The sequence below is a fragment of the Muricoccus radiodurans genome (genome assembly GCF_050154705.1).
In the GTDB taxonomy this organism is placed as follows: domain Bacteria; phylum Pseudomonadota; class Alphaproteobacteria; order Acetobacterales; family Acetobacteraceae; genus Roseomonas; species Roseomonas radiodurans.
Genome location: NZ_CP189564.1, coordinates 41,662 through 59,122 on the forward strand (window position 1 = coordinate 41,662; position 17,461 = coordinate 59,122).

A 17,461-nucleotide genomic window follows, 5' to 3' on the forward strand; every position below is an offset into this window, starting at 1 on the left:
GTATTTTCTTGCTTATCCGGCCTGTTCTGCTATCTTCTTCTTGTCGGTCGGGATGACCGGCGGCCGAGGAGTGGGGCTGGCACCCCGCATCCCCGGCCTGACCCAGACATGGATTGCACCCATGACCCAGGCTGACCCCGTGATGGGGTCGCGCGACCTCGCGCGCAACTCGTCTCCCCTCCCCCTCGCCTCCGGACCCTCGCCCGCCGTCGCCGCGCTGCTGCGCGTCGTCCACACCTACCCCCGCGCGGGCCTGACGCTCCGCCGCGTGGACGCGGGGCACCCTGAGGAGGGCCTCGCCCACCGCGCGGCCACCCTCGCCTCCCTTGCCGTCGAGGCCCTCGCCTTCCTCGCCGGCGAGGCCCGCTGCGACCACCTCGCCGACAGCCTGTGGGAGCAGGTCACGGCTCTGGAGGACGCGCCCGCCATCCGCGCGCCCGTGTTCGACGCCGCCGACCGCGCGGCCCAGCTCGCGGATCACCGCTACGACTGCGACGCCGAGGACCGTACCTTCAGCCGGGGCCGCTATGCCCCGGAGGGTCGGGCGTGATGACCCTGTCCTTCCCCAAGCCGCTCCCCGTGCTGTCGCCCACCCTCTCGGCGGCGCCTCCCCTCCCCTGCCCCACCGCGCGGCGGCTGGAGGACCTCACGCCCCTGCTGGACGGGGCGCAGCGCGCCCTGCGCGAGCTGGAGGACGCCGCCCGGTGTGTCCCTGGGGCGCTGGCGGCCGAGCTGTTCGCCATCGCCGGCGACGCCGCCGCCGAAATCGAGACGGTCGGCTACGACCTCTTCCTCGTCGTCGGGGAGGACGCCCGATGAACGACCGCTGGACCGATATAGCCCACAGCATCGTCGAGGATGCCCTGGCCGAGCTGCTGGAGGTGCAGGCGCGGCTTGCGACGCTGCCCGTGCACTCCGCCCGGGCCGCCGCCCTCCGCCTCCGGGCGGGAGACCTAGAGCACCGCGTCGCCGCCGCCTCCCGCGTGCTCGACGCCTACGCCCATGCGGGCGCACCGGGCGAGCGCGACGACGAGGAAGGTAGGGGCGGGATGCCCCTCCCCTGCCCTGCCGTGTCGGTGGGCGCGGTACTGCCCGCGCGGGAGGCCGCGTGATGGCCGCCCCGCAGCACCACGCGGCGGGGATGGCGGAGGGGGTGCGCCCCCTCCCCTGCCCCGCCTTCCCCAGTGGCCTGCCCGGCCACGGCCCGCGGCCCTTCTTCGTCCACTGGCGCTCCCAACGGCGGCAGTTCTTCTCCTATCGCGCCCGCATAGTCGCGTGGTCAGCCGCTGAGGCCCGTGCCCGCTTCCTCCCCCGGCGCGGCCCGGAGCCCGTCGTCGTCGGCGTGAAGGCGGCGGCAGGGTGGGGGAGCAACACCGTGGCCCATGCTGGCCGATGGGTCGGATGACCGCCGCCCAGCAGCACGCCCCCGCGCGCGGCGCGAGGAGCAGCACGGGCCGGGAGAGGGCGGGCCGGGCCAGCGCTCTCCTGCCCTCCCCCGCCGACGCCGGCAGCGGCCGCGTCGTTCCCGGCACGGGGAGCGGCATCCCCGTTGAGGAGCGCGCGGACGTGTACGCCCGCGTCACCGAGGCAATCGTCGCCGCGATCGAGGCTGGCGCCGCCCGCGGGACGGACTGGCGCATGCCGTGGCACCGCCGGCGCGACGCTGGCGCCGCCCCTGCCCTGCCCCTCAACGTCGCGAGCCGGGCAGCCTACCGGGGCGTCAACGTCCTGGCGCTGTGGGCCGCGGCGGAGGCGCGCGGCTACGGGTCGGGGCTGTGGGGCACCTACCGGCAGTGGTCCGAACTCGGCGGCCAGGTCCGGCGCGGCGAGCGGGCGACCACCGTCGTGTTCTGGCGCTTCCCGGCGGGCGTGGGGCGAGACAACGGGGCGGGAGGGGACGCCGACGGCGGCGGGACCGGGGATGGTGAGGACACCCCCCGCCGCGGCCCGTGGGCGCGGGCCTACGCGGTCTTCAACGCCGCCCAGGTGGACGGGGCGACGCTCCCGACCGACACCGCCCCGCGGCTGCCGGAGGAGACTCGTATCGGGACGGCGGAGGCGTTCTTCTCCCGCCTGCCCGGCCTCGACCTGCGGCACGGGGGCACGGCGGCCTTCTACGCGCCCGCGACCGACCACGTGCAGGTGCCCGCCTTCGCCGACTTCCGCACGGCCGAGGGTTACTACGCGACCTTGGCGCACGAGGTGACGCACTGGACGGGGCACCCCTCCCGGCTGGCGCGGGACCTCACGGGGCGGTTCGGGGGCGGCGCCTACGCGGCCGAGGAACTCGTCGCCGAACTTGGGGCGGCATTCCTCCTCGCCAGCTTGGGCCTCGCGACCGAGCCGCGGGCCGACCATGCCCGCTACGTCGCGCACTGGCTCGACCTGCTGCGGGGAGACAAGCGCGCCGTGTTCACGGCCGCAGGCCGGGCCCAGTCTGCGGCCGACTGGCTATGCGGTGCCGCACGGCAGCCGGGTCAGGCGGCGGCGGCAGAGTAGGATCAGTGCGTGGAAGAGCGCCGGACCGTCGCTCCTCCGGTCTGGTTTTGTGATTCCCCTTCTAGCAGGTGGAGCCGATCTCGCCGGCCGGTTTGCCAAACGGCGGTATCGTGCATCGAACGTACCGAGAGTTTATAATACCAAAAACCTAGAGGTTTGCCGTATGTCCGGTTTGGTGTATCGGCGTGTCATCAATTCGAGGCCCGCCGCAGTGGCAGTCAGAACCAAAACCCAAGCCCTTGAGGCCTTGCGGACCATCGCCGCCCAGCCCCCTGCGACGCCCAGTCCCGCGATGCCGCCGCCGGCATCCCCTGACCTACCCGCCGTCGGCAGATCCGCTGGGCGCCCGGGGCGGCCCCCCGCACCCGAGGAGACGATGCAGATCAGCCTCCGGCTGCCGAAGGCTTGGCACGCCGCGCTCCGCCGCCGGGCCGTCGAGGCATCGGCTTCCGAGGACCGCACCATCACCCCCCAGGAAATCGTGCGCCGCCTCGTCGGCCAGGGGCTCGGCTTCGGTGGCTAGGGTCATCGCCTTCGCCGGCTCGAAGGGCGGAACCGGGAAGAGCACCCTCAGCCACCTCGCGGCGCACGGTGCCGGCAGCCTGCCGCGCCCGATCCCGGCCGTCGTGGTCACGACGGACCCGGAGGACGCACTGGCCGAAGGCGAGCGGCGCTACGTCGTAGTGGATGGCCGATCGCCGCCCCTCCTGGCCGACCAACTTCAGCGGCTGCTCGCGGTGGACCACCTCCTCATCCTCGTGGACGGCGTGGCCAACCGTGCCGACGTGGATCGCGTGCTCGCCGACATCGCGGACCTCGTGGTCGTGCCCTTCGGCCCGTCCGCCCAGGACGGGGCTAGGGCGGCTGCCAACCTAGACGGCCTGCCGTCCGCGGTCGCGCTCCCCAACCGCTGGCCCACCCACCCCGGCGTGGCCCGCCGCGCCCGACGGTGGCTCGAAGCCGTCCCCTCCGGGCGCAGGCTCCCTCCGTTGAAGGCCATCCCGCGCCTGGACGCCCTGCTCGGGCCGGACGCCTATACCGAGATCGCTTACGAGATCGCGTCGCCGGCCCGCGGCCTTATTCTGGAACTTCTGGCGCGCGCCGGGGTAGACCCTAACGAACTCACCGTAAGATCGTAAAATGGCAGGTTTTTGGGTTTTTGGTATCAGAAAACCCCAAATCGGTAATGTCATAAAGCGGTTGGCCGGGCCTGCCGGAACGGCGCCGCTGTTGTTCACAACGCGTCCGATGCGTGCCGTGGACTCTGCCGCGCCTCGGCTCAACGCGGCCTCACCCTGAAACGGCTGGCGCGGGCCGAGGTGTATCTCAGCAAACTACTGCAACGTCGTAGAAGAGCAGGTTTGCGGGTTTTCGGTATCAGAAAACCGCGAAGTGAGGATGTCATGAACCGGCAAACCGGCTCCGCCAAGGCGGAATTGCCGTTGCCCACATCGCGTCCGATGCGTGCCGTGGACTCTGCCGCGCCCCGGCTCAACGCGGCCTCACCCTGAAACGGCTGGCGCGGGCCGAGGTGTATCTCAGCAAACCACTGCAACGTCGTAGAAGAGCAGGTTTGCGGGTTTTCGGTATCAGAAAACCGCGAAGTGAGGATGTCATGAACCGGTAAACCGGCTCCGCCAAGGCGGAATTGCCGTTGCCCACATCGCGTCCGATTCGTCCCGTGGACTCTGCCGCACCTCGCGTGGACTCTGCCGCAGGTACGTCCGCCAAGCCGTAGCGGAATCAGCGCGTTAGAGACCTTATCCCGTGGACTCTACCGGCCTACTTCAATGAGAGGATTCAAATAGGATTCTCAAATAGCTTGCGCGGCAGAGTCCACGGCGACAAAGCGACGCGCTTCGGGCAATACCGGGCGAGGTTGGCGATGGGGGATCGCCGTGGGGACGCTCCACAGGCTCGTGCTGGACCTGGGCAAGGAGGAGGCGCTGCGCCGCGTGGGCGCCGGCGAACGCCACCTCGTCCGTATTGCCGCAGACGTGCTGACTGACGAGAGCGACGGCATCGGCGTGACTTACAGCGGGTTCTGTCAGGCGGCGCTTCCGCACAAGCGGCTGCCGACGGACGAAGCATGGGTCCGCCGCAACGAGCAGATTACCCTCATGGTCGAGCCTGGACGCCTGCTGAGGCCGGGCGCTGCGGAGCCGGAGATGGTCGGCGTCCCCTATGGGTCGCGGGCCCGCCTCATCCTCCTCTACCTCCAAACCCATGCGATGCGCTCGGGAAGCCGAGAGGTCGAACTCGGCCGGTCCATGCGCGAGTGGCTCCAACGAATGGGCATTCCGCACGGCGGGAAGTCATATGTCGAGGTTCGGGATCAGGCTGCGCGACTCAGTACGTGCAAGCTGACCTTCTACTACGCGGCGGCAAAGGGCCGGACCGGTTTCAGCAATGAGCGGATCGTGGACGACGGCATGCTCATGCTGGACGACGACGGCGGCGACACGCGCCAGGGATCCCTCTTCATCGAACGGGTCCGCCTAAGCGAGTCGTTCCATGCGGCGCTACAGAAGCATCCGGTCCCGATCTGGGAACCAGCGCTGCGGCACATCCAGAACAATAGCATGGCCCTGGATCTCTATGTCTGGCTGGCCTACCGCCTGCATGTCCTCCAGCGGCCCACGCCCGTGCGCTGGGCCGCGCTGCACGGGCAGTTCGGCGGCGGGTTCAAGGCCCTCCGGCACTTCCGTCCGACGTTCCTGGCCAACCTTCGCCTTGCCCTGACGACCTACCCCGACGCACGGGTGGAGGAAGAGGAGGACGGTCTCGTCCTCCATCCGTCGCATCCGCCCATCCGCAAGCTCGCCTGAGGCAGGCCAGGGGGGCGTGGACTCTACCGCGCTAAGGGGAAGCAAGGCTGCAAGAGGCTGCTGGCCCGCAACCCGGGAAAGAAAGAGGGTGTGGACTCTACCGCACCCCGCTCCATAGCCGAGCTGCTGAGACCTCGAAGACTCGCCCAAGCCGAATGCCCAGAGCGAACCTGTGGGAAGCAGAGGAGGGTGCGCGGTAGAGTCCACACCTGATCACGCCAAACGCAGACAGGAAACCGAGTGCCGAGAGCAGGGGGTGAATACCGCCTCCGGACGGCACGCTCCTACCGGTGTGGCGGCACCGACGCCGCAGCCGGGTCCAGCCAGAGGCGGACTTCAGCAGCCCGGCGGCCGGAGGCTTGGTCTTGCCATGAGTTGCCCGCCGTGAGGGCGGGCCGGGGGTCCGAGTTGGCCTGGATCAGGGACAGCCAGGCCCGCGAGGCACCCGATCCTAAGGCGAGGCGCGCTTCCAGCACGGCGACCTCCTCGCGGACGGAGCCACGGCCGAGAAGGTAGCCGCCGGTGCCGGCGATCAGGGCGACCGCCATGGCGCCGGCTCCGGACAGAAGGGCGGTCCGGCGGTTGATGGCCCTAGCGAGGTTGCCCGCCTCCTGCCGGAGGCTGTCACGCAGGTCGCGGCGGAAGACCGCCTTCTCCTCGGCCGAGAGCGGGACGCGGGCGCCTTCCGCCGCGGCTTCTATGCGCGCGACGAACCCAGGGAACAGGCCGAGGGTGACGGACAGCGCGCCGAGGACGAAGCGGTAGGGGTCGCGGGTCAGCTCCCCCCGTTTCACCCCTTGCGCCAGCTCCTCCTGGGCGGTCGCCACCGCGTCGGCCAAGTCCTCGCGGGTCGCAACCGCGGGCGGTGGCGCCACCCAACTCACGGGAGCCAGCCGCGCACCGGAGCGAACTCGGCCTCCATCCGCTCCAGCCACCGGCGCACCGCGGAGCGGTTGAGGCCTCCGATCGGGGGAAAGGCCTTGCCGACCGGGACGAGGCCGTCGCGGGCCATGCCGAAGGAAAGGCGCTTGGCCTCGATCTCCTGCGCCAGCTCTGGCGGGTCCAGGCGGGGAAGCCAGACCTGCACCGCGCCGCGGTCCAGGGCCCGCTTCACGGCCGAGTGCCTCAGGACCCGGCCGAAGGCCTCCTCGCGGTCCAGGCCGGGGTCCACGCGCCCCTCGTTGAGAATGATGGCGGTAGCCTTCGGCCTGAAGCCCCGGGCCTCGAAGGTCTCCAGGCTCGCCAGGTCGTCTACGCGCGGGCCGAGGAGATAGACGGCCACCGGGGCCACGCCCGCCTCCTCCATGTCCGCCGCCACGGTCGGGGCATTGTCGACGAGGGAGGCGAGCGACGTGTCCCCGCCGCCCATGTCGAGAATGGCGGCCGCCTTCTGCTCCATGAGCCAGGCCACCAGGTCGCGCAGCCAACGGGCCGTCTGCACGGGGTCGGCGTTCGCCGGCTGCGCCACGCCCTCGAAGAAGCCGGGCAGGGTGCGGTTCTGCGGGTCCAGGGCGGCGAGAACGGCCGAGCGGCCCTCCTCGGCCGAGCGCCACCCCAGCCAGCGGGCGAGGAGCGTCTTGCCGCTCCACCCCGCGCCGATGAGGAACCACGCGGGCGGGAGCCCGGCGAGGTCTACGCCGGCCTTCGTGACCCCGGACGCGGCGGGAACGGCCAAGGGCGGCAGGCCCACGGACAGCTCCTCCTCTCCTTCGTAGGGGGCCGGGCGCCGGAACAGGGGCACCACGCCGGGTCCACCCGCCTTCTTCAACTGTGCAGCCATCGTCGTCCTTTCGTTGGGTCAGGCTCGCGGCTTGGCAAAGCCGAAGCGCGGGCCCGTGCGCTCCGCGTCGTCCTCGTCCCCCGCCACTGGGGCGGGAGGCGGTGACGACGCGAGTGGAGGGGGCGCAGGGACGTTCGCCGGCCGGGGCTTCGCCGCCTGCCGCGCCAGGTCCTGCTTGAGCTGGTACCAGGTCTGCTGCGCCGTCCGGACGGTCGGCGGCTTGCCGTCCCGGTCGGTCAGCCCGGCCTCGCCGAACGCCTTCGTCCGGACATCCCATCGGGGGCCGTTTGCCTCGAAGTCGGCGGTCAGCGCCACGAAGTGCCGGCGCATGAACAGGTAGAGCGGCGACCGCTTCCCGCGGCCTCGCCCCCCGGCGCTGAGCACCATCGCCAGCTTCGGGTCCACGCCTTCGCCGCCTGCCATTGCCGACACCGCCCGCTTCCAGACGGCACCATCGTTACACCGTTTCTCCGCCGAATATACGGCGAGAGTGCCCCTGACGTGCTCCGCTTCTGCGGTGTAGGAGGAGTTCAGCAGACCAAGTGACCGCTCACGCGGTCGGGGGAACCGGAACGAGGCATGGCCGATACCGAACTTCACGCCAAGCTGGACCGCATCCTGGCCGGGCAGGCCGCCCAGGCGAAGGCGACGGCGGAGCTGGAGACGGCAGTCGGCGCCCTGGTGCAGGGCGTGTCCGGCCTCGTCCCGCTGCTGGGGACGCAGACCGAGATGCTGGAGCAGATCCTCCGCGCCGCGACCCGCGAGCCCCCCGGGGATATGGACCTGACCCGGCTGCTGACCGGCCTGCTGGCAGCGCTGGAACGGATCGAGGCGGCAGTTGCCGCGCTCCCCGCCGAGCTGCGGACCGCTGCGCGCGGCGCGGCCTGAGCGGCGATGCTTACCTACCGGACCGGCGCGGCCGGCGCGCCCTTCGCGGCCGCTGCCATGGCCGCGCACCTGCTGGAGCAAACGCTGCCCGAGGCGGACATGCGCCTGGCCGAATACTACGCGGGCGGGCAGGGGACGGAGGAGGCCCTGGCAAGAGGCATGGGGTGCGTCCCCACGGTCCGCGCCGACGTGCACGCGGACCTGGCGTCCGCCCTCGCCATCCGGCCGGGACAGTTCCTGGACGAGGAGGCGGTGGCCCACCTCCTGGGCGGGCGGCGCGCCGACGGCGAGGAGGTGGAGGGGAGCCAGCGGGGCGTCCGGCGCTACGAGGCCGCGGAGGAGGGGAAGAAGGACCGGGTCCGCATCTCCTACGTGGACCTGTGCTTCTCGGCTCCGAAGTCCGCCTCCCTGGCCTGGGCCTTCGCCGAGACGGCCGCCGAGCGGAACACCATCCTGCAGGCGCACCGCGACGCGCGGGACGAGGCGCTGCGCTACGTCGAGCGCGAGGTCGCCCGGGCCGGCTTCGGCCACGGCGGGCGGGAGGGCGAAGAGCGGGGACACCTGGCCTGGGTCACGTTCGACCACTTCACCAGCCGCCCGACCGTCGCCGTCACGCGGCCCGACCCGGCGACGGGAGTGGTGGCCACCGAGATCCACAACGTCCGCGTCGCCGGCGATCCCCAGCTCCACAGCCACTGCGTCGTGCCGAACGCGATGGTGACGGAGAGCGGGCGCCTGGTGGCCGTGAACCGGGATCTGCTGAAGAACCGCATCCACGAGTTCGGCGCGGTGTATCAAGCCCTCCTCGCCGCCAACCTCCGCCGCGCCGGGATCGACGTCGAGCTGTGCGAGCGCACGAGGATGGCGCGGCTGCCGGCCATCCCCGAGGCCGTGGCGGAGGCGTTCGCGAAGCGGACCCGCGACGCCGAGGAGTCCGCGCGCACCGAGGCGCGAGCGCGAGGGCTCGAATGGGACGCCATGCCCGCCCAGGACAGGATCGACTTCCTCAAGGGCGGGGCGAAGGAATCGCGCCGCTTCAAGGCCGACGACCTGGCGAACGCCGAGGCGTGGAAGGCGCAGGCCGAAGCCCTGGGCTGGCGGCACCGCAGCGCCGTCGCGTACGGCCCGCCGGCCCCCGTCCAGGATCGGGCGGGCCGGCTGGAGCACGGCTTCCAGACGGCGCTGCCGCTGCTGTCGGAGGAGCTGGAGCGGCGCGCCGTCGTGCTGGGGACGGACGCCCGGCTCGCCGCGGCACGCGGCCTCATCGCCGCCGGCATTGAGACGACGGACGACGTCAGCGCCCTCACGCGCGCCATGGCCCGCCGCGGGGTAGAGCAGGGCGGTGGCGCCACGCGACTCATCTGGAAGGAGGGGAACGACGGGCGGACGAAGCTCACCACGGAGCTGCACGTCGCGCAGGAGCGCGAGCTGGTCGGCCTGGCGCGGGCCGCGCAGGCGGACCGGTCCGACGCCCTCTCGCCGGCCGCGCTCGCCGCGGCCGTGACGCGCAGCGGGCTGGACCTCGCCGGGGAGCACGGGGCGGCGCAGCGCCGGGCGATGGAGGCCCTCGGCAGCGGCGGCCGCTTCGGGCTCGCCATCGGCGTGGCCGGGGCGGGCAAGACGACGATGCTGCGCCCGCTGGTGGACGCCTGGACGGGGCGCGGGTCCGAGGTGTGGGGCGTGGCGGATGCCTGGCGCCAGGCGCGCGCCCTCGGGGAGGCCGGGGTGGAGGGAGACCGTGCCGTCGCCCTCCAGCCCTTCCTCGAGCGCGTCCAGTCCGGCCGGGTCACCCTGACGCCGAGGAGCGTGGTGGTGCTGGACGAGGTGGGGCGCGTCGGCACGCGCCAGATGCTGCACCTCCTCCGCTTGCAGCAGCGCGACGGCTTCCGGATCGCAGCCGTGGGCGACGACCGGCAGTGCCAGTCCATTGAGGCTGGCGCCATCATCGACCTGATGCGGAAGGCCCTCGGCGAGAAGGCGGTACCGCAGATCCTCTCGACCGTCCGGCAGCGGACGGAGCGTGAGCGGGAGATCGCCGGCCTCTTCCGCGAGGGCAAGGCCGGCCAAGCCTTGGCCAAGAAGCGGGAGGACGGCACGGCCGAACTCGTGCCGGGCGGCTACCGCGAGGCCGTGGAGCGGGTCGCCGCCCTCTGGCAGGAACGCCGCGATGCCGGGCAGGCGACGGCCTCCGGCTACGCCGTCACCGTGTCGGCGCCGACGAACGCCGACGCGCGGGCCGTCTCCCTCGCCATCCGCGCGCGGCGCCGGGAGGCGGGAGAGGTGGGGCCCGACCTGGCGAACGTCCCCGCGACCGACCAGGCGGGAGCCACCTATTCCCTCCCCCTGGCGGACGGGGACCGCGTGCGGCTCTTCGCGCGGACTCGGGCGACCTTCGCGGACGAGGCCGGCCGCCGGCGCTCCGCCAACATCGGCGACAACGGCAGCGTGCTGGAGGTAGTGAAGGTCCACCCGCGCGAGGGGCTGCACCTGCGCGCCGAGAGCGGGAAGGTTGGCTTCGTGTCCTGGGACGCCCTGCGCGACGCGGGCTCCGGCCGGGTCAGGCTCGCCCACGGCGACTGCCTCACGATCGACAGCAGCCAGGGTCTCACCTCCGACGAGCATATCAACGCCATGCCGTCCGGGTCGCGGGCGGTGCAGGGATTCAAGGGCTACGTCGCCGAGAGCCGGCATCGCGTCGCGTCCTGGCTCGTGTCCAGCTACGGCGCGGAGCTGCGCGAGGCGCAGGATCGCCGGCCGATGGGGCTGACCGATCCCCTCACCGAGGCGGACCTGTGGGACGCCGTCGCGAGAAACCTGGCGCGCCAGCCGGTGAAAGAGAGCGCCCTGGCCTTCGTCTCCGACGTGGCGCGGGAGGCGAAGAGGGCGACGCACGCCCTGCAAGGCGGGCTGCGCGTGCAGGAGGCGCGCGCGGCCGGCGGCGGGGCACCGCACACCCTCCGCCGCACCCTCGACTTCCAGATGGCCCGAGAGGCCGTGGCGAGGCTCGCGGCCCGGTTGGAAGGCGCCTTCTCCATGATCGGCGTGGAGCGGGGCATGGGTGCCTTCCGCGCTGCCGTGGAACGACTCCTGCGGGCGCAGGACCAGGTGCACCGCGCAAGGGCGGACGCCGGGCCGCGGCTGGGTCCGCGGGCGTAGCAGTGGCCGGTCAGGCCGTCATGCCCTGGCGCTTCTTCGCCCCGTCCTCGTCCTCGGTTCCGGCCTTCGCGGTCGCCTTCGCCGCCTGGGCGCCCTCGGCCTGCCGTGCCGTCCGGCCGGCGGCCTCCACGCGGTCCCACGCGGCCGCTTCCTTCGCACGCACCTGCGCGCGGGCCGCCTTCACTTCCTTCGGTTCGGCAATCGCCATGGGACTCTCCTGACGGGTTGAGGGGAAGCGCGCGCCGCACGGCACGGGCATCCCGGCGCTGCCTCTCGGCAGCGCTGGGAACGGGCTGGAAAAGGGGACGGGGGGCAGGGGCCATCACTCGGCCGCCACCTGCCGAGATTCGTCGTCCTCCCACGCCGCGGTGTAGGAGGTCTCGCGGAGCTGGGCGGCGATCGCCGCCCGTCGGAAGCCGATCGCCGCGCCGTGGCGGATCGGCCGCTCGCCGCGCGGCAGGGTGATCCGCTCGTCGCCGCGCATCTCCTGCAACAGCTCGTGCGGCTTCGCCACCTCGCGCGAGATCTCGTGCTCGTTCAGGTTGGACCCGGCCGAGCTGGTCGGCATGTCCATGATGCGGCCGCTCCGCCCCTTGTTCTCGCCGCGGCTGGTCGCGACGGCGCCAAAGGTGCCGAGGGTGGCGGAGAGGTCCTTCGCCGTGTTCAGGTTCTGGATGCCGGCGTAGGTGCGCCAGCTCACGCCGTCGAACCACGCATCCTTGCCCGGCCGTCCCCAGACCTTCTCGATCTGGCCCTCGGACTGGTAGAAGAGCTGCAACGTGACCTTGTATTTCCGCCCCTGGTCGCGCGCCGTCTCCAGGGCGTTCATCGGTCCCAGCAGCACCGCCTCGTCCAGGAAGAAGGCGACGCGCCCGTTGACGCGGCCGTTCGCCGCGAAGACCGCGTCGAGGAGCGAGCCGATCAGCACCCGCGCCACGGCGGGCGTCTCGCGCAGCGCCTCCATCGGCACCTGCACGAAGACGGTCAGCTCTCCCTTCACCAGGTCCGCCATCCGGAAGGCGTCGCCGCTCACCAGGTCGCCATAGACTTCGCTCGCCAGCCACTCCGTGTCGTCGGTCGCGTTGCCGAAGGCACCGGAGAAGGTCACGTCCGCCAGCCCCATCATGGAGCCGGCGAGGCTGCGCGCGAGCGGGGAGGGGCTGGTCTCGTGGATTCCGCGGAGGCGGTCGCGCATCCTCTCCTCCGACACGGACAGGCCGGCGCGGAGCGTGCGGAGGGTCTTCAGCTCCGGCGGGAAGTCAGGGTCCCAGAGCATGTGCGCCAGCAGGGCCGTGACGATGGTCCGCCCCCACTGCTTGAAGCGGGCGTTCGTCCCGTCGCTGCCGCCGCCCCCCTCCGGGATGGGGCCGATAATGCGGCCGACGACGGCGCGCAGGCGGGTCTCCGCCATGTCGCTGTCGATGTCGATCGCCTCCAGCACGTTCGGCCCGACGTCGCCGATGCCGAGGCGCACGACGGTCTGCCCCTGGGCCGCGAGGGCGGCCGCGATCTGCGCGTGCAGCTCCGTGCTGGGGTCCAGCACCACGCGGGACTTCTTCCAGGTGAGCAGCGAGGTGACAAGGGTGGTGGACTTGTAGGCGCCGCCGCCGGCGATGACGATGGAGTGCGTCGTGCCCCTCTTGCACGGGTCGATCAGCAGCGGGACGCGGCCGCCGTTTCCCCAGGTCTCCCGGTCCTCCGGGACGAAGCGCACCCGCGCCACGGGGCCGAGGTCCACGCGCTCCGCCTCGCCCACGACGATGCCGCCGAGGTCCGGGTCGGGCACCGGCGGGAAGAGCCGCGCGGCCTCCGCCATGTCCATGAAGGCGGCGGACCCATGATTGTTGGTGGAGCCGCGGCGGATGCGGTCGATGCCGAGGCCCTTCCTCGCCATGCCGGCGATGCCGCCCCAGCGGCGCCACTGCCAGCGGGCGAGGGCCAGGACCGGTGCGAACGCGAAGAGGCCAGACGCGAGGATCGCGACCGCCTCCGTGAAGGAGCGGCCGGCATAGGGCGCGTAACGCCACCAAGCCCAGGGGTATTCCCACCAGGCGAGGGTGGGGTGTCCCCAGAGCCCAACACCCCACAGGAACAGCAGGGAGGCGACCACGAGCCATCCCAGGGCCGCCAGGACCACCGCAGCGGCCAGGGTCAGGGCGGAGCGCAGCAGAGCCATCAGGCGTGCCCTCTGGCCGCATCCTCGTCCGCCGCCGGACGGAACCATACCTCGCTGATCGCGTACCGCCCGCCGGGCCGGTGGAAGTGGACCACCACGTCGATCAGCCCGCGCAAGGTCTCCTCGATGACGGCAAGGTCCACCGTCGCCGCGGCCGGGTGCTGCTTCATCATCAGCGCGACGGCCGGGATCGCGGCCGAGGCCGTGGGGGCGTGGCCCGTCGTGATGCCGGGATGGCCGGAGCGGAGGGCGCGGACGAAGGAGAACGCCTCGGCGCCGCGCAGCTCCTGGAGCAGCAGCCACTCCATCGAGAGGCGCAGCGACGCCTCCACCAGGTCGTTCGCGGTGACGGCCGCCTCGCCCTGATCCCCCTTCGAGTAGAAGAGGTCCACCCGGTTCGGGTGGGGGAGGGCGCTCGTCTCGTCGGCGTCCTGCACGGTGACGATGCGCGAGGAGAGGGGGATCTCGTTCGCCAGCCCCATGGCGAAGTGCGTCTTCCCCGTCCCCACGGTGCCGCAGAGGAAGTGGGTCCGCTTCGCGCGCACCGTCGCCTTGAGGAAGGCAGTCCAGGCCGCCTCGCGGCTCTCGCCCGGCGCGGCCTGCGCGGCGCGGTAGAGGGTCAGCAGCTCGCGGTCCGTCTCCGACAGGCCGCGCGCGACGGGCCGCACCTCCGCGAAGATCCCGCCGGCGCCGAGCTGGTCGAGGGTCGGCGCGACCTTCTTCGGCCGGCGGATGGCGAGCGCCACGCTCCCGTCGTTCACGCAGGGCGGAAGGACCGCCTGGAGGCGCATACCGCCCGATAGGTCGCAGGACAGGAGGGGGAAGCTCCGCCCGACGTTCTGCCGCTTGAGCGATCCGGCGAGGATCGCGATCCCTTCGAGGTCCACGAAGTCGAGCGGGACGTCGTGCCGCGTCATCTCGCCCCGCCGCCGCACGAAGGCCTCACCCGGACGGTTGATCAGCACGTCCTCCACCTCCGGGTCCTCCCAGAGGGGGTCCAGCGGGGCCAGGGCGAGCTGCAACAGCGGGAGGGCTTCCCCGTGGCGGCTCATCGCGCGGCCTCCCGCGTCCGCAGAGAGAAGCACGGCCGCATGTCGATGTCCTGCATCGCCATGACGAGGATCGGCCGCGCCTGGTTCCGCCGGAGGGTGGGCGGGATGTTCGTGTCGTCCAGGAAGCCCTGCCCGGCCTGGCCGCCGATGCCACCGAACTGGTTGAACGACATGGAGTTGCCGTTGCGGCTGGCCAGGGCGTTCGCCGCGGCGGTCGCGGCTGCCTGCGAGGCGGCGTCGAGGAAGGCGACGGCCGCGAGGCCGCGGAACCGCTCCCAGAAGTGGGTGTCCACCTCGCCGTCCAGGCCCGCCTCCCCGAGCTGGTCCGCGACCGGCGCGCGAAGGCGCACGAGGCAGCCCTGCGGCGTCTCGACGCGGGTCATGACGGCGAAGGCGCGGCGGCGGCCGCGTTGCAGGCTCTCGCGAACCTGCCCGACGAACCACGTCCCGGCGTCGAGGAGCGGCACCGCGCCGCTGGTCGAATAGACCGGGGCGGAGACCTTGCAGCGGAACGGGCCGGGCTGGTCGGTGTTGATCGGCTGCTCCGGCGTGCAGCCCATGGGCGTGCCCATGGTGATGAAGAGATTCCGGTCGGGCAGCACCGTTGCCACGGCCGTGTCCATGTCCTCGCCGGCGCGCAGGCGCTCGCCCAGGCCGTCGCGGGGCGCTGGAAGGACAGAGGCGCCGGGGGCACCGGGGAGGCCCTCGCCGCCTGCCTGCGGGCCCGTGGCCGGAGGCACGGCCGGCGTTCCCCCCTGCGTCAGCTCGAAGGCGGCGATCGCGACGCGGGACGGACCGGGTCGCGGTGGAGCGAAGGGAGAGAACCCTCCCCCTGCGGCGAGTGTGGCCGGCGGCCGCGGCGGGGGAACGGCGACCTGCACGACCGCCGGAGGGGGAGGAGGCGGGGCCTCGCGTGGAATGGGATTCCAACGTTCCCCGACCTCCCCCACCCGGTCCACGTTGAGGCGGCGACCGCCCTCCTCCTCCAGGCCGCGTGGCTGGATGCCCTGCGACATGAGCCAGAAGACGCCGGCAGCCGAGGCTACGCCCAGCACGCCGATCGTTGCCTTCATTCGGCCGGAGAGGGGCTTTCGGCCCGCGACAGGCGAGAGAAGGGAGGGCGCGTCGTGCTGTTCAGCGGCCGGCGGCACGGACGCGCTCCCTACTGCGGGCAGGCCGCCTGATGCGCAGCACGTCGGGGCTGACGGTGCCGGTCCCCGGGTTGGCGCCCGTCCGGTCATAGGCGCGGTTCACGATGCACAGCACGTTGTCGCCATCCCGTAGACGCAGCATCGGGAAGACGCCGTGCAGGACGAGGATGTTGCCGTTGGTGGTCGGGTCCGGGTCAGTGCTCTGCCCCACGACGGCCTCGGTGCCGTCCGGCATCACCTGGTAGGGCATCGGCGGCCGCCGGTTGCCGGGATAGCGCAGGTAGGTTCTCTGCCCGTCGTCCCAAATTGCCGGGACCGTGGCGCTCGGCGCGGGTGCGAGGGCCGCGCGGTCCGCCGCCGTCCCCTGGCCGTCGTAGGCGACGTTGCGCGCGTTCGTTCCCAGGGCGGCCGCCTGCGTCAGTCGGGATGCCGCGGTACGCTGCTCTCGCTCGGCCCGGTCCGCCGCCGTGCGCTCGGCCGCCACCCTGCGCGCCTCCGCCCGCGCGGCCTCCGCGACGATGGCCTGCCCGACGGGGTCGGAGAAGCGGACGGCGAAGAACGTGTCCGGCACCTCCTCCGTCAGCTCGCCCGGCCGCGTCCTCAGCTCGAAGGTATGGCGGCGCAGCTCTCGGGCGTTGTTGGTGGGGTTGGTCCACCAGGCCAGCACCGTGAAGGGCTGCGGCTCCAGGTGCCGCAGCGGCTTGATCATGACGAAGTTGCCTGTCCCCCCGTCCGTGCGGGGCACGCTCGTCATCAGATTCGGGTCCGCCGTGCTGCTGCCGTCACCGCCGGCGGCCGCGACGCGCTCCGCCGGGTCGCCGCCTTGGAGGAGCTGGTTGTCGGAGGTTCCGACGAAGGCGACGCGCTCCGAGGCCGGAAGCTCGATCGCGAGCGTCGCGCCGGGTGCGGCGTAGATGCGCACGATTTGGCCGGGCTGGTAGGCGATGCACCGCTCGCGAGGGTCCGGGCCGCACGGCGCCGGCGTCTCTGCCGCGGACGCCCCCCGAAGGGCCAGCGCGGAGAGGACGAGGGCAGAGGCGAGTAGAAGCGAACGGCTCAAGGGGTCACGCCCTCGCGCTGAGGCCCCGTGTAGTCGATCACCTGGATCTGCGGGGCGTTGAAGGTCCACCGCTGCCAGATGCGGTCCTGCGGGATCGGGACGTTGCGGAGGACGCGAACCGTGGCCGCATAGGTGCCGCGGTCGATCGGCTGGCCGCCCGGCGGGGTCTCCACCCGCTTGAACCAGATCCGGTAAGCGTCCGGGTCGCCCCTGCATCCTTCGATCGGGCAGACCGGACCCCAGTTCACATACTGCGCCTCGATCGTGGTGCCGTCGCGGTAGCGGCGGGCCGGGCTGTCCGGGTTCTCGCGCCGGTACCAGGCCTGGAACTGGTCCCGCAGCGCGGGGGAGGAGAGGGCGGAGACCACCTGCCAGGCCCAGCCGGCGTTGCCCTCGTTCCAGCTCTCCCGCTGTTGCACATAGGTCCAGACCACGTTCACCGTGGAATCGCGGCGCACCTGCGCGGGCAGGCTGTCCCACTCGGCATGGTTGGTTACGGTGCCGTCCGGCCGCTGATAGACGATGATCGGCACCGGCGCCGTCTGCGGCGGCCGCACCCAGATAAAGGCCATCAGGGCGAAGATCACGCCCCACTGCGCCACGATGGTCGCGCTGCGCCCTGTCCCCCGCCACGCCTCACGTCGGCGACGGCGGGCTTCCTCTCGCCGCCGGTCCGCGAGGGCGCGGTCCAGCTCCCCCGCGGGAATCACGATATCGGCGGCGTGCAGGACCTGCTCCGCCGAGGCAGCGGGGGGGCTCATTGCGCCGCCACCTGCGGCGTGCCCCCGGCCACCAGGGGCGCGTTCAGGGAAAACATGTCACCCCGGCAGGCCGGCGGAGGGGTCGGGGCGCAGGCGTTAACGGCAAGGAC

At 72.4% G+C, this 17,461-nt stretch carries 19 protein-coding genes; 10 read left to right on the plus strand and 9 right to left on the minus strand.

Annotated elements, in window-relative coordinates; genetic code table 11:
* The first annotated feature begins 121 nt into the window (after positions 1 to 121).
* The 8 genes from ACP6CK_RS30085 (at position 122) to ACP6CK_RS30120 (ending at position 5,327) form a co-directional block, all read left to right on the plus strand.
* On the plus strand, positions 122 to 550 hold the full coding sequence (locus tag ACP6CK_RS30085; protein ID WP_426960314.1) for a hypothetical protein: 429 nt from the start codon (positions 122 to 124) through the stop codon (positions 548 to 550).
* The gene (locus ACP6CK_RS30090; protein ID WP_426960316.1) at positions 550 to 819 is read left to right on the plus strand and encodes a hypothetical protein; all 270 of its coding nucleotides are present in this window, start codon (positions 550 to 552) and stop codon (positions 817 to 819) included. The genes ACP6CK_RS30085 and ACP6CK_RS30090 overlap by 1 nt, the downstream gene beginning before the upstream one ends.
* Positions 816 to 1,112: a hypothetical protein gene (locus tag ACP6CK_RS30095; RefSeq protein WP_426960318.1), complete on the plus strand. Its 297-nt coding sequence runs from the start codon at positions 816 to 818 to the stop codon at positions 1,110 to 1,112. The genes ACP6CK_RS30090 and ACP6CK_RS30095 overlap by 4 nt, the downstream gene beginning before the upstream one ends.
* Positions 1,112 to 1,405: a hypothetical protein gene (locus tag ACP6CK_RS30100; RefSeq protein WP_426960320.1), complete on the plus strand. Its 294-nt coding sequence runs from the start codon at positions 1,112 to 1,114 to the stop codon at positions 1,403 to 1,405. Before ACP6CK_RS30095 ends, ACP6CK_RS30100 begins: the two co-directional genes overlap by 1 nt.
* Positions 1,402 to 2,499: an ArdC family protein gene (locus ACP6CK_RS30105; protein ID WP_426960322.1), complete on the plus strand. Its 1,098-nt coding sequence runs from the start codon at positions 1,402 to 1,404 to the stop codon at positions 2,497 to 2,499. Before ACP6CK_RS30100 ends, ACP6CK_RS30105 begins: the two co-directional genes overlap by 4 nt.
* Before the next feature lie 376 nt (positions 2,500 to 2,875).
* Positions 2,876 to 3,022, plus strand: coding sequence for a hypothetical protein (locus ACP6CK_RS30110; RefSeq protein WP_426960324.1), 147 nt, complete (start codon positions 2,876 to 2,878; stop codon positions 3,020 to 3,022).
* Entirely contained in the window at positions 3,015 to 3,638 is a 624-nt protein-coding gene (locus ACP6CK_RS30115; RefSeq protein ID WP_426960326.1) for a hypothetical protein, read from the plus strand. Before ACP6CK_RS30110 ends, ACP6CK_RS30115 begins: the two co-directional genes overlap by 8 nt.
* Before the next feature lie 780 nt (positions 3,639 to 4,418).
* Entirely contained in the window at positions 4,419 to 5,327 is a 909-nt protein-coding gene (locus ACP6CK_RS30120; RefSeq protein WP_426960328.1) for a replication protein RepA, read from the plus strand.
* 284 nt (positions 5,328 to 5,611) lie between these two features.
* Here the strand turns inward: ACP6CK_RS30120 and ACP6CK_RS30125 are convergent, their stop codons facing one another.
* The 3 genes from ACP6CK_RS30125 to ACP6CK_RS30135 are packed head-to-tail and all read right to left on the minus strand — an operon-like array spanning position 5,612 to position 7,512.
* Positions 5,612 to 6,166: a hypothetical protein gene (locus ACP6CK_RS30125; protein ID WP_426960329.1), complete on the minus strand. Its 555-nt coding sequence runs from the start codon at positions 6,164 to 6,166 to the stop codon at positions 5,612 to 5,614.
* 41 nt (positions 6,167 to 6,207) lie between these two features.
* Positions 6,208 to 7,107: a hypothetical protein gene (locus ACP6CK_RS30130; protein WP_426960331.1), complete on the minus strand. Its 900-nt coding sequence runs from the start codon at positions 7,105 to 7,107 to the stop codon at positions 6,208 to 6,210.
* Between the two features lie 18 nt (positions 7,108 to 7,125).
* Positions 7,126 to 7,512 carry a hypothetical protein gene (locus ACP6CK_RS30135; RefSeq protein WP_426960332.1) on the minus strand — a complete coding sequence of 129 codons (387 nt, stop codon included), beginning with the start codon at positions 7,510 to 7,512 and terminating at the stop codon, positions 7,126 to 7,128.
* A 174-nt stretch (positions 7,513 to 7,686) separates the two neighbouring features.
* On the opposite strand from ACP6CK_RS30135, the gene ACP6CK_RS30140 reads away from it, so the two are divergent.
* Positions 7,687 to 7,995, plus strand: coding sequence for a hypothetical protein (locus ACP6CK_RS30140; protein WP_426960333.1), 309 nt, complete (start codon positions 7,687 to 7,689; stop codon positions 7,993 to 7,995).
* Positions 7,996 to 8,001: 6 nt separating this feature from the next.
* Positions 8,002 to 11,151, plus strand: coding sequence for a MobF family relaxase (gene mobF, locus ACP6CK_RS30145; RefSeq protein ID WP_426960335.1), 3,150 nt, complete (start codon positions 8,002 to 8,004; stop codon positions 11,149 to 11,151).
* A 10-nt stretch (positions 11,152 to 11,161) separates the two neighbouring features.
* On the opposite strand, the gene ACP6CK_RS30150 is transcribed toward mobF, so the two are convergent.
* The 6 genes from ACP6CK_RS30150 to ACP6CK_RS30175 all read right to left on the minus strand — a co-directional run bounded on the left by ACP6CK_RS30150 (position 11,162) and on the right by ACP6CK_RS30175 (position 17,351).
* The gene (locus ACP6CK_RS30150; protein WP_426960336.1) at positions 11,162 to 11,359 is read right to left on the minus strand and encodes a hypothetical protein; all 198 of its coding nucleotides are present in this window, start codon (positions 11,357 to 11,359) and stop codon (positions 11,162 to 11,164) included.
* Between the two features lie 114 nt (positions 11,360 to 11,473).
* Positions 11,474 to 13,327, minus strand: coding sequence for a type IV secretory system conjugative DNA transfer family protein (locus ACP6CK_RS30155; protein ID WP_426960338.1), 1,854 nt, complete (start codon positions 13,325 to 13,327; stop codon positions 11,474 to 11,476).
* Positions 13,327 to 14,379 carry a P-type DNA transfer ATPase VirB11 gene (gene virB11, locus ACP6CK_RS30160; RefSeq protein WP_426960339.1) on the minus strand — a complete coding sequence of 351 codons (1,053 nt, stop codon included), beginning with the start codon at positions 14,377 to 14,379 and terminating at the stop codon, positions 13,327 to 13,329. Before virB11 ends, ACP6CK_RS30155 begins: the two co-directional genes overlap by 1 nt.
* The gene (locus tag ACP6CK_RS30165) at positions 14,376 to 15,530 is read right to left on the minus strand and encodes a TrbI/VirB10 family protein (RefSeq protein ID WP_426960340.1); all 1,155 of its coding nucleotides are present in this window, start codon (positions 15,528 to 15,530) and stop codon (positions 14,376 to 14,378) included. Before ACP6CK_RS30165 ends, virB11 begins: the two co-directional genes overlap by 4 nt.
* Entirely contained in the window at positions 15,514 to 16,590 is a 1,077-nt protein-coding gene (locus tag ACP6CK_RS30170; RefSeq protein WP_426960341.1) for a TrbG/VirB9 family P-type conjugative transfer protein, read from the minus strand. The genes ACP6CK_RS30165 and ACP6CK_RS30170 overlap by 17 nt, the downstream gene beginning before the upstream one ends.
* Entirely contained in the window at positions 16,587 to 17,351 is a 765-nt protein-coding gene (locus tag ACP6CK_RS30175; protein WP_426960342.1) for a VirB8/TrbF family protein, read from the minus strand. Before ACP6CK_RS30175 ends, ACP6CK_RS30170 begins: the two co-directional genes overlap by 4 nt.
* Positions 17,352 to 17,461: the final 110 nt, after the last annotated feature.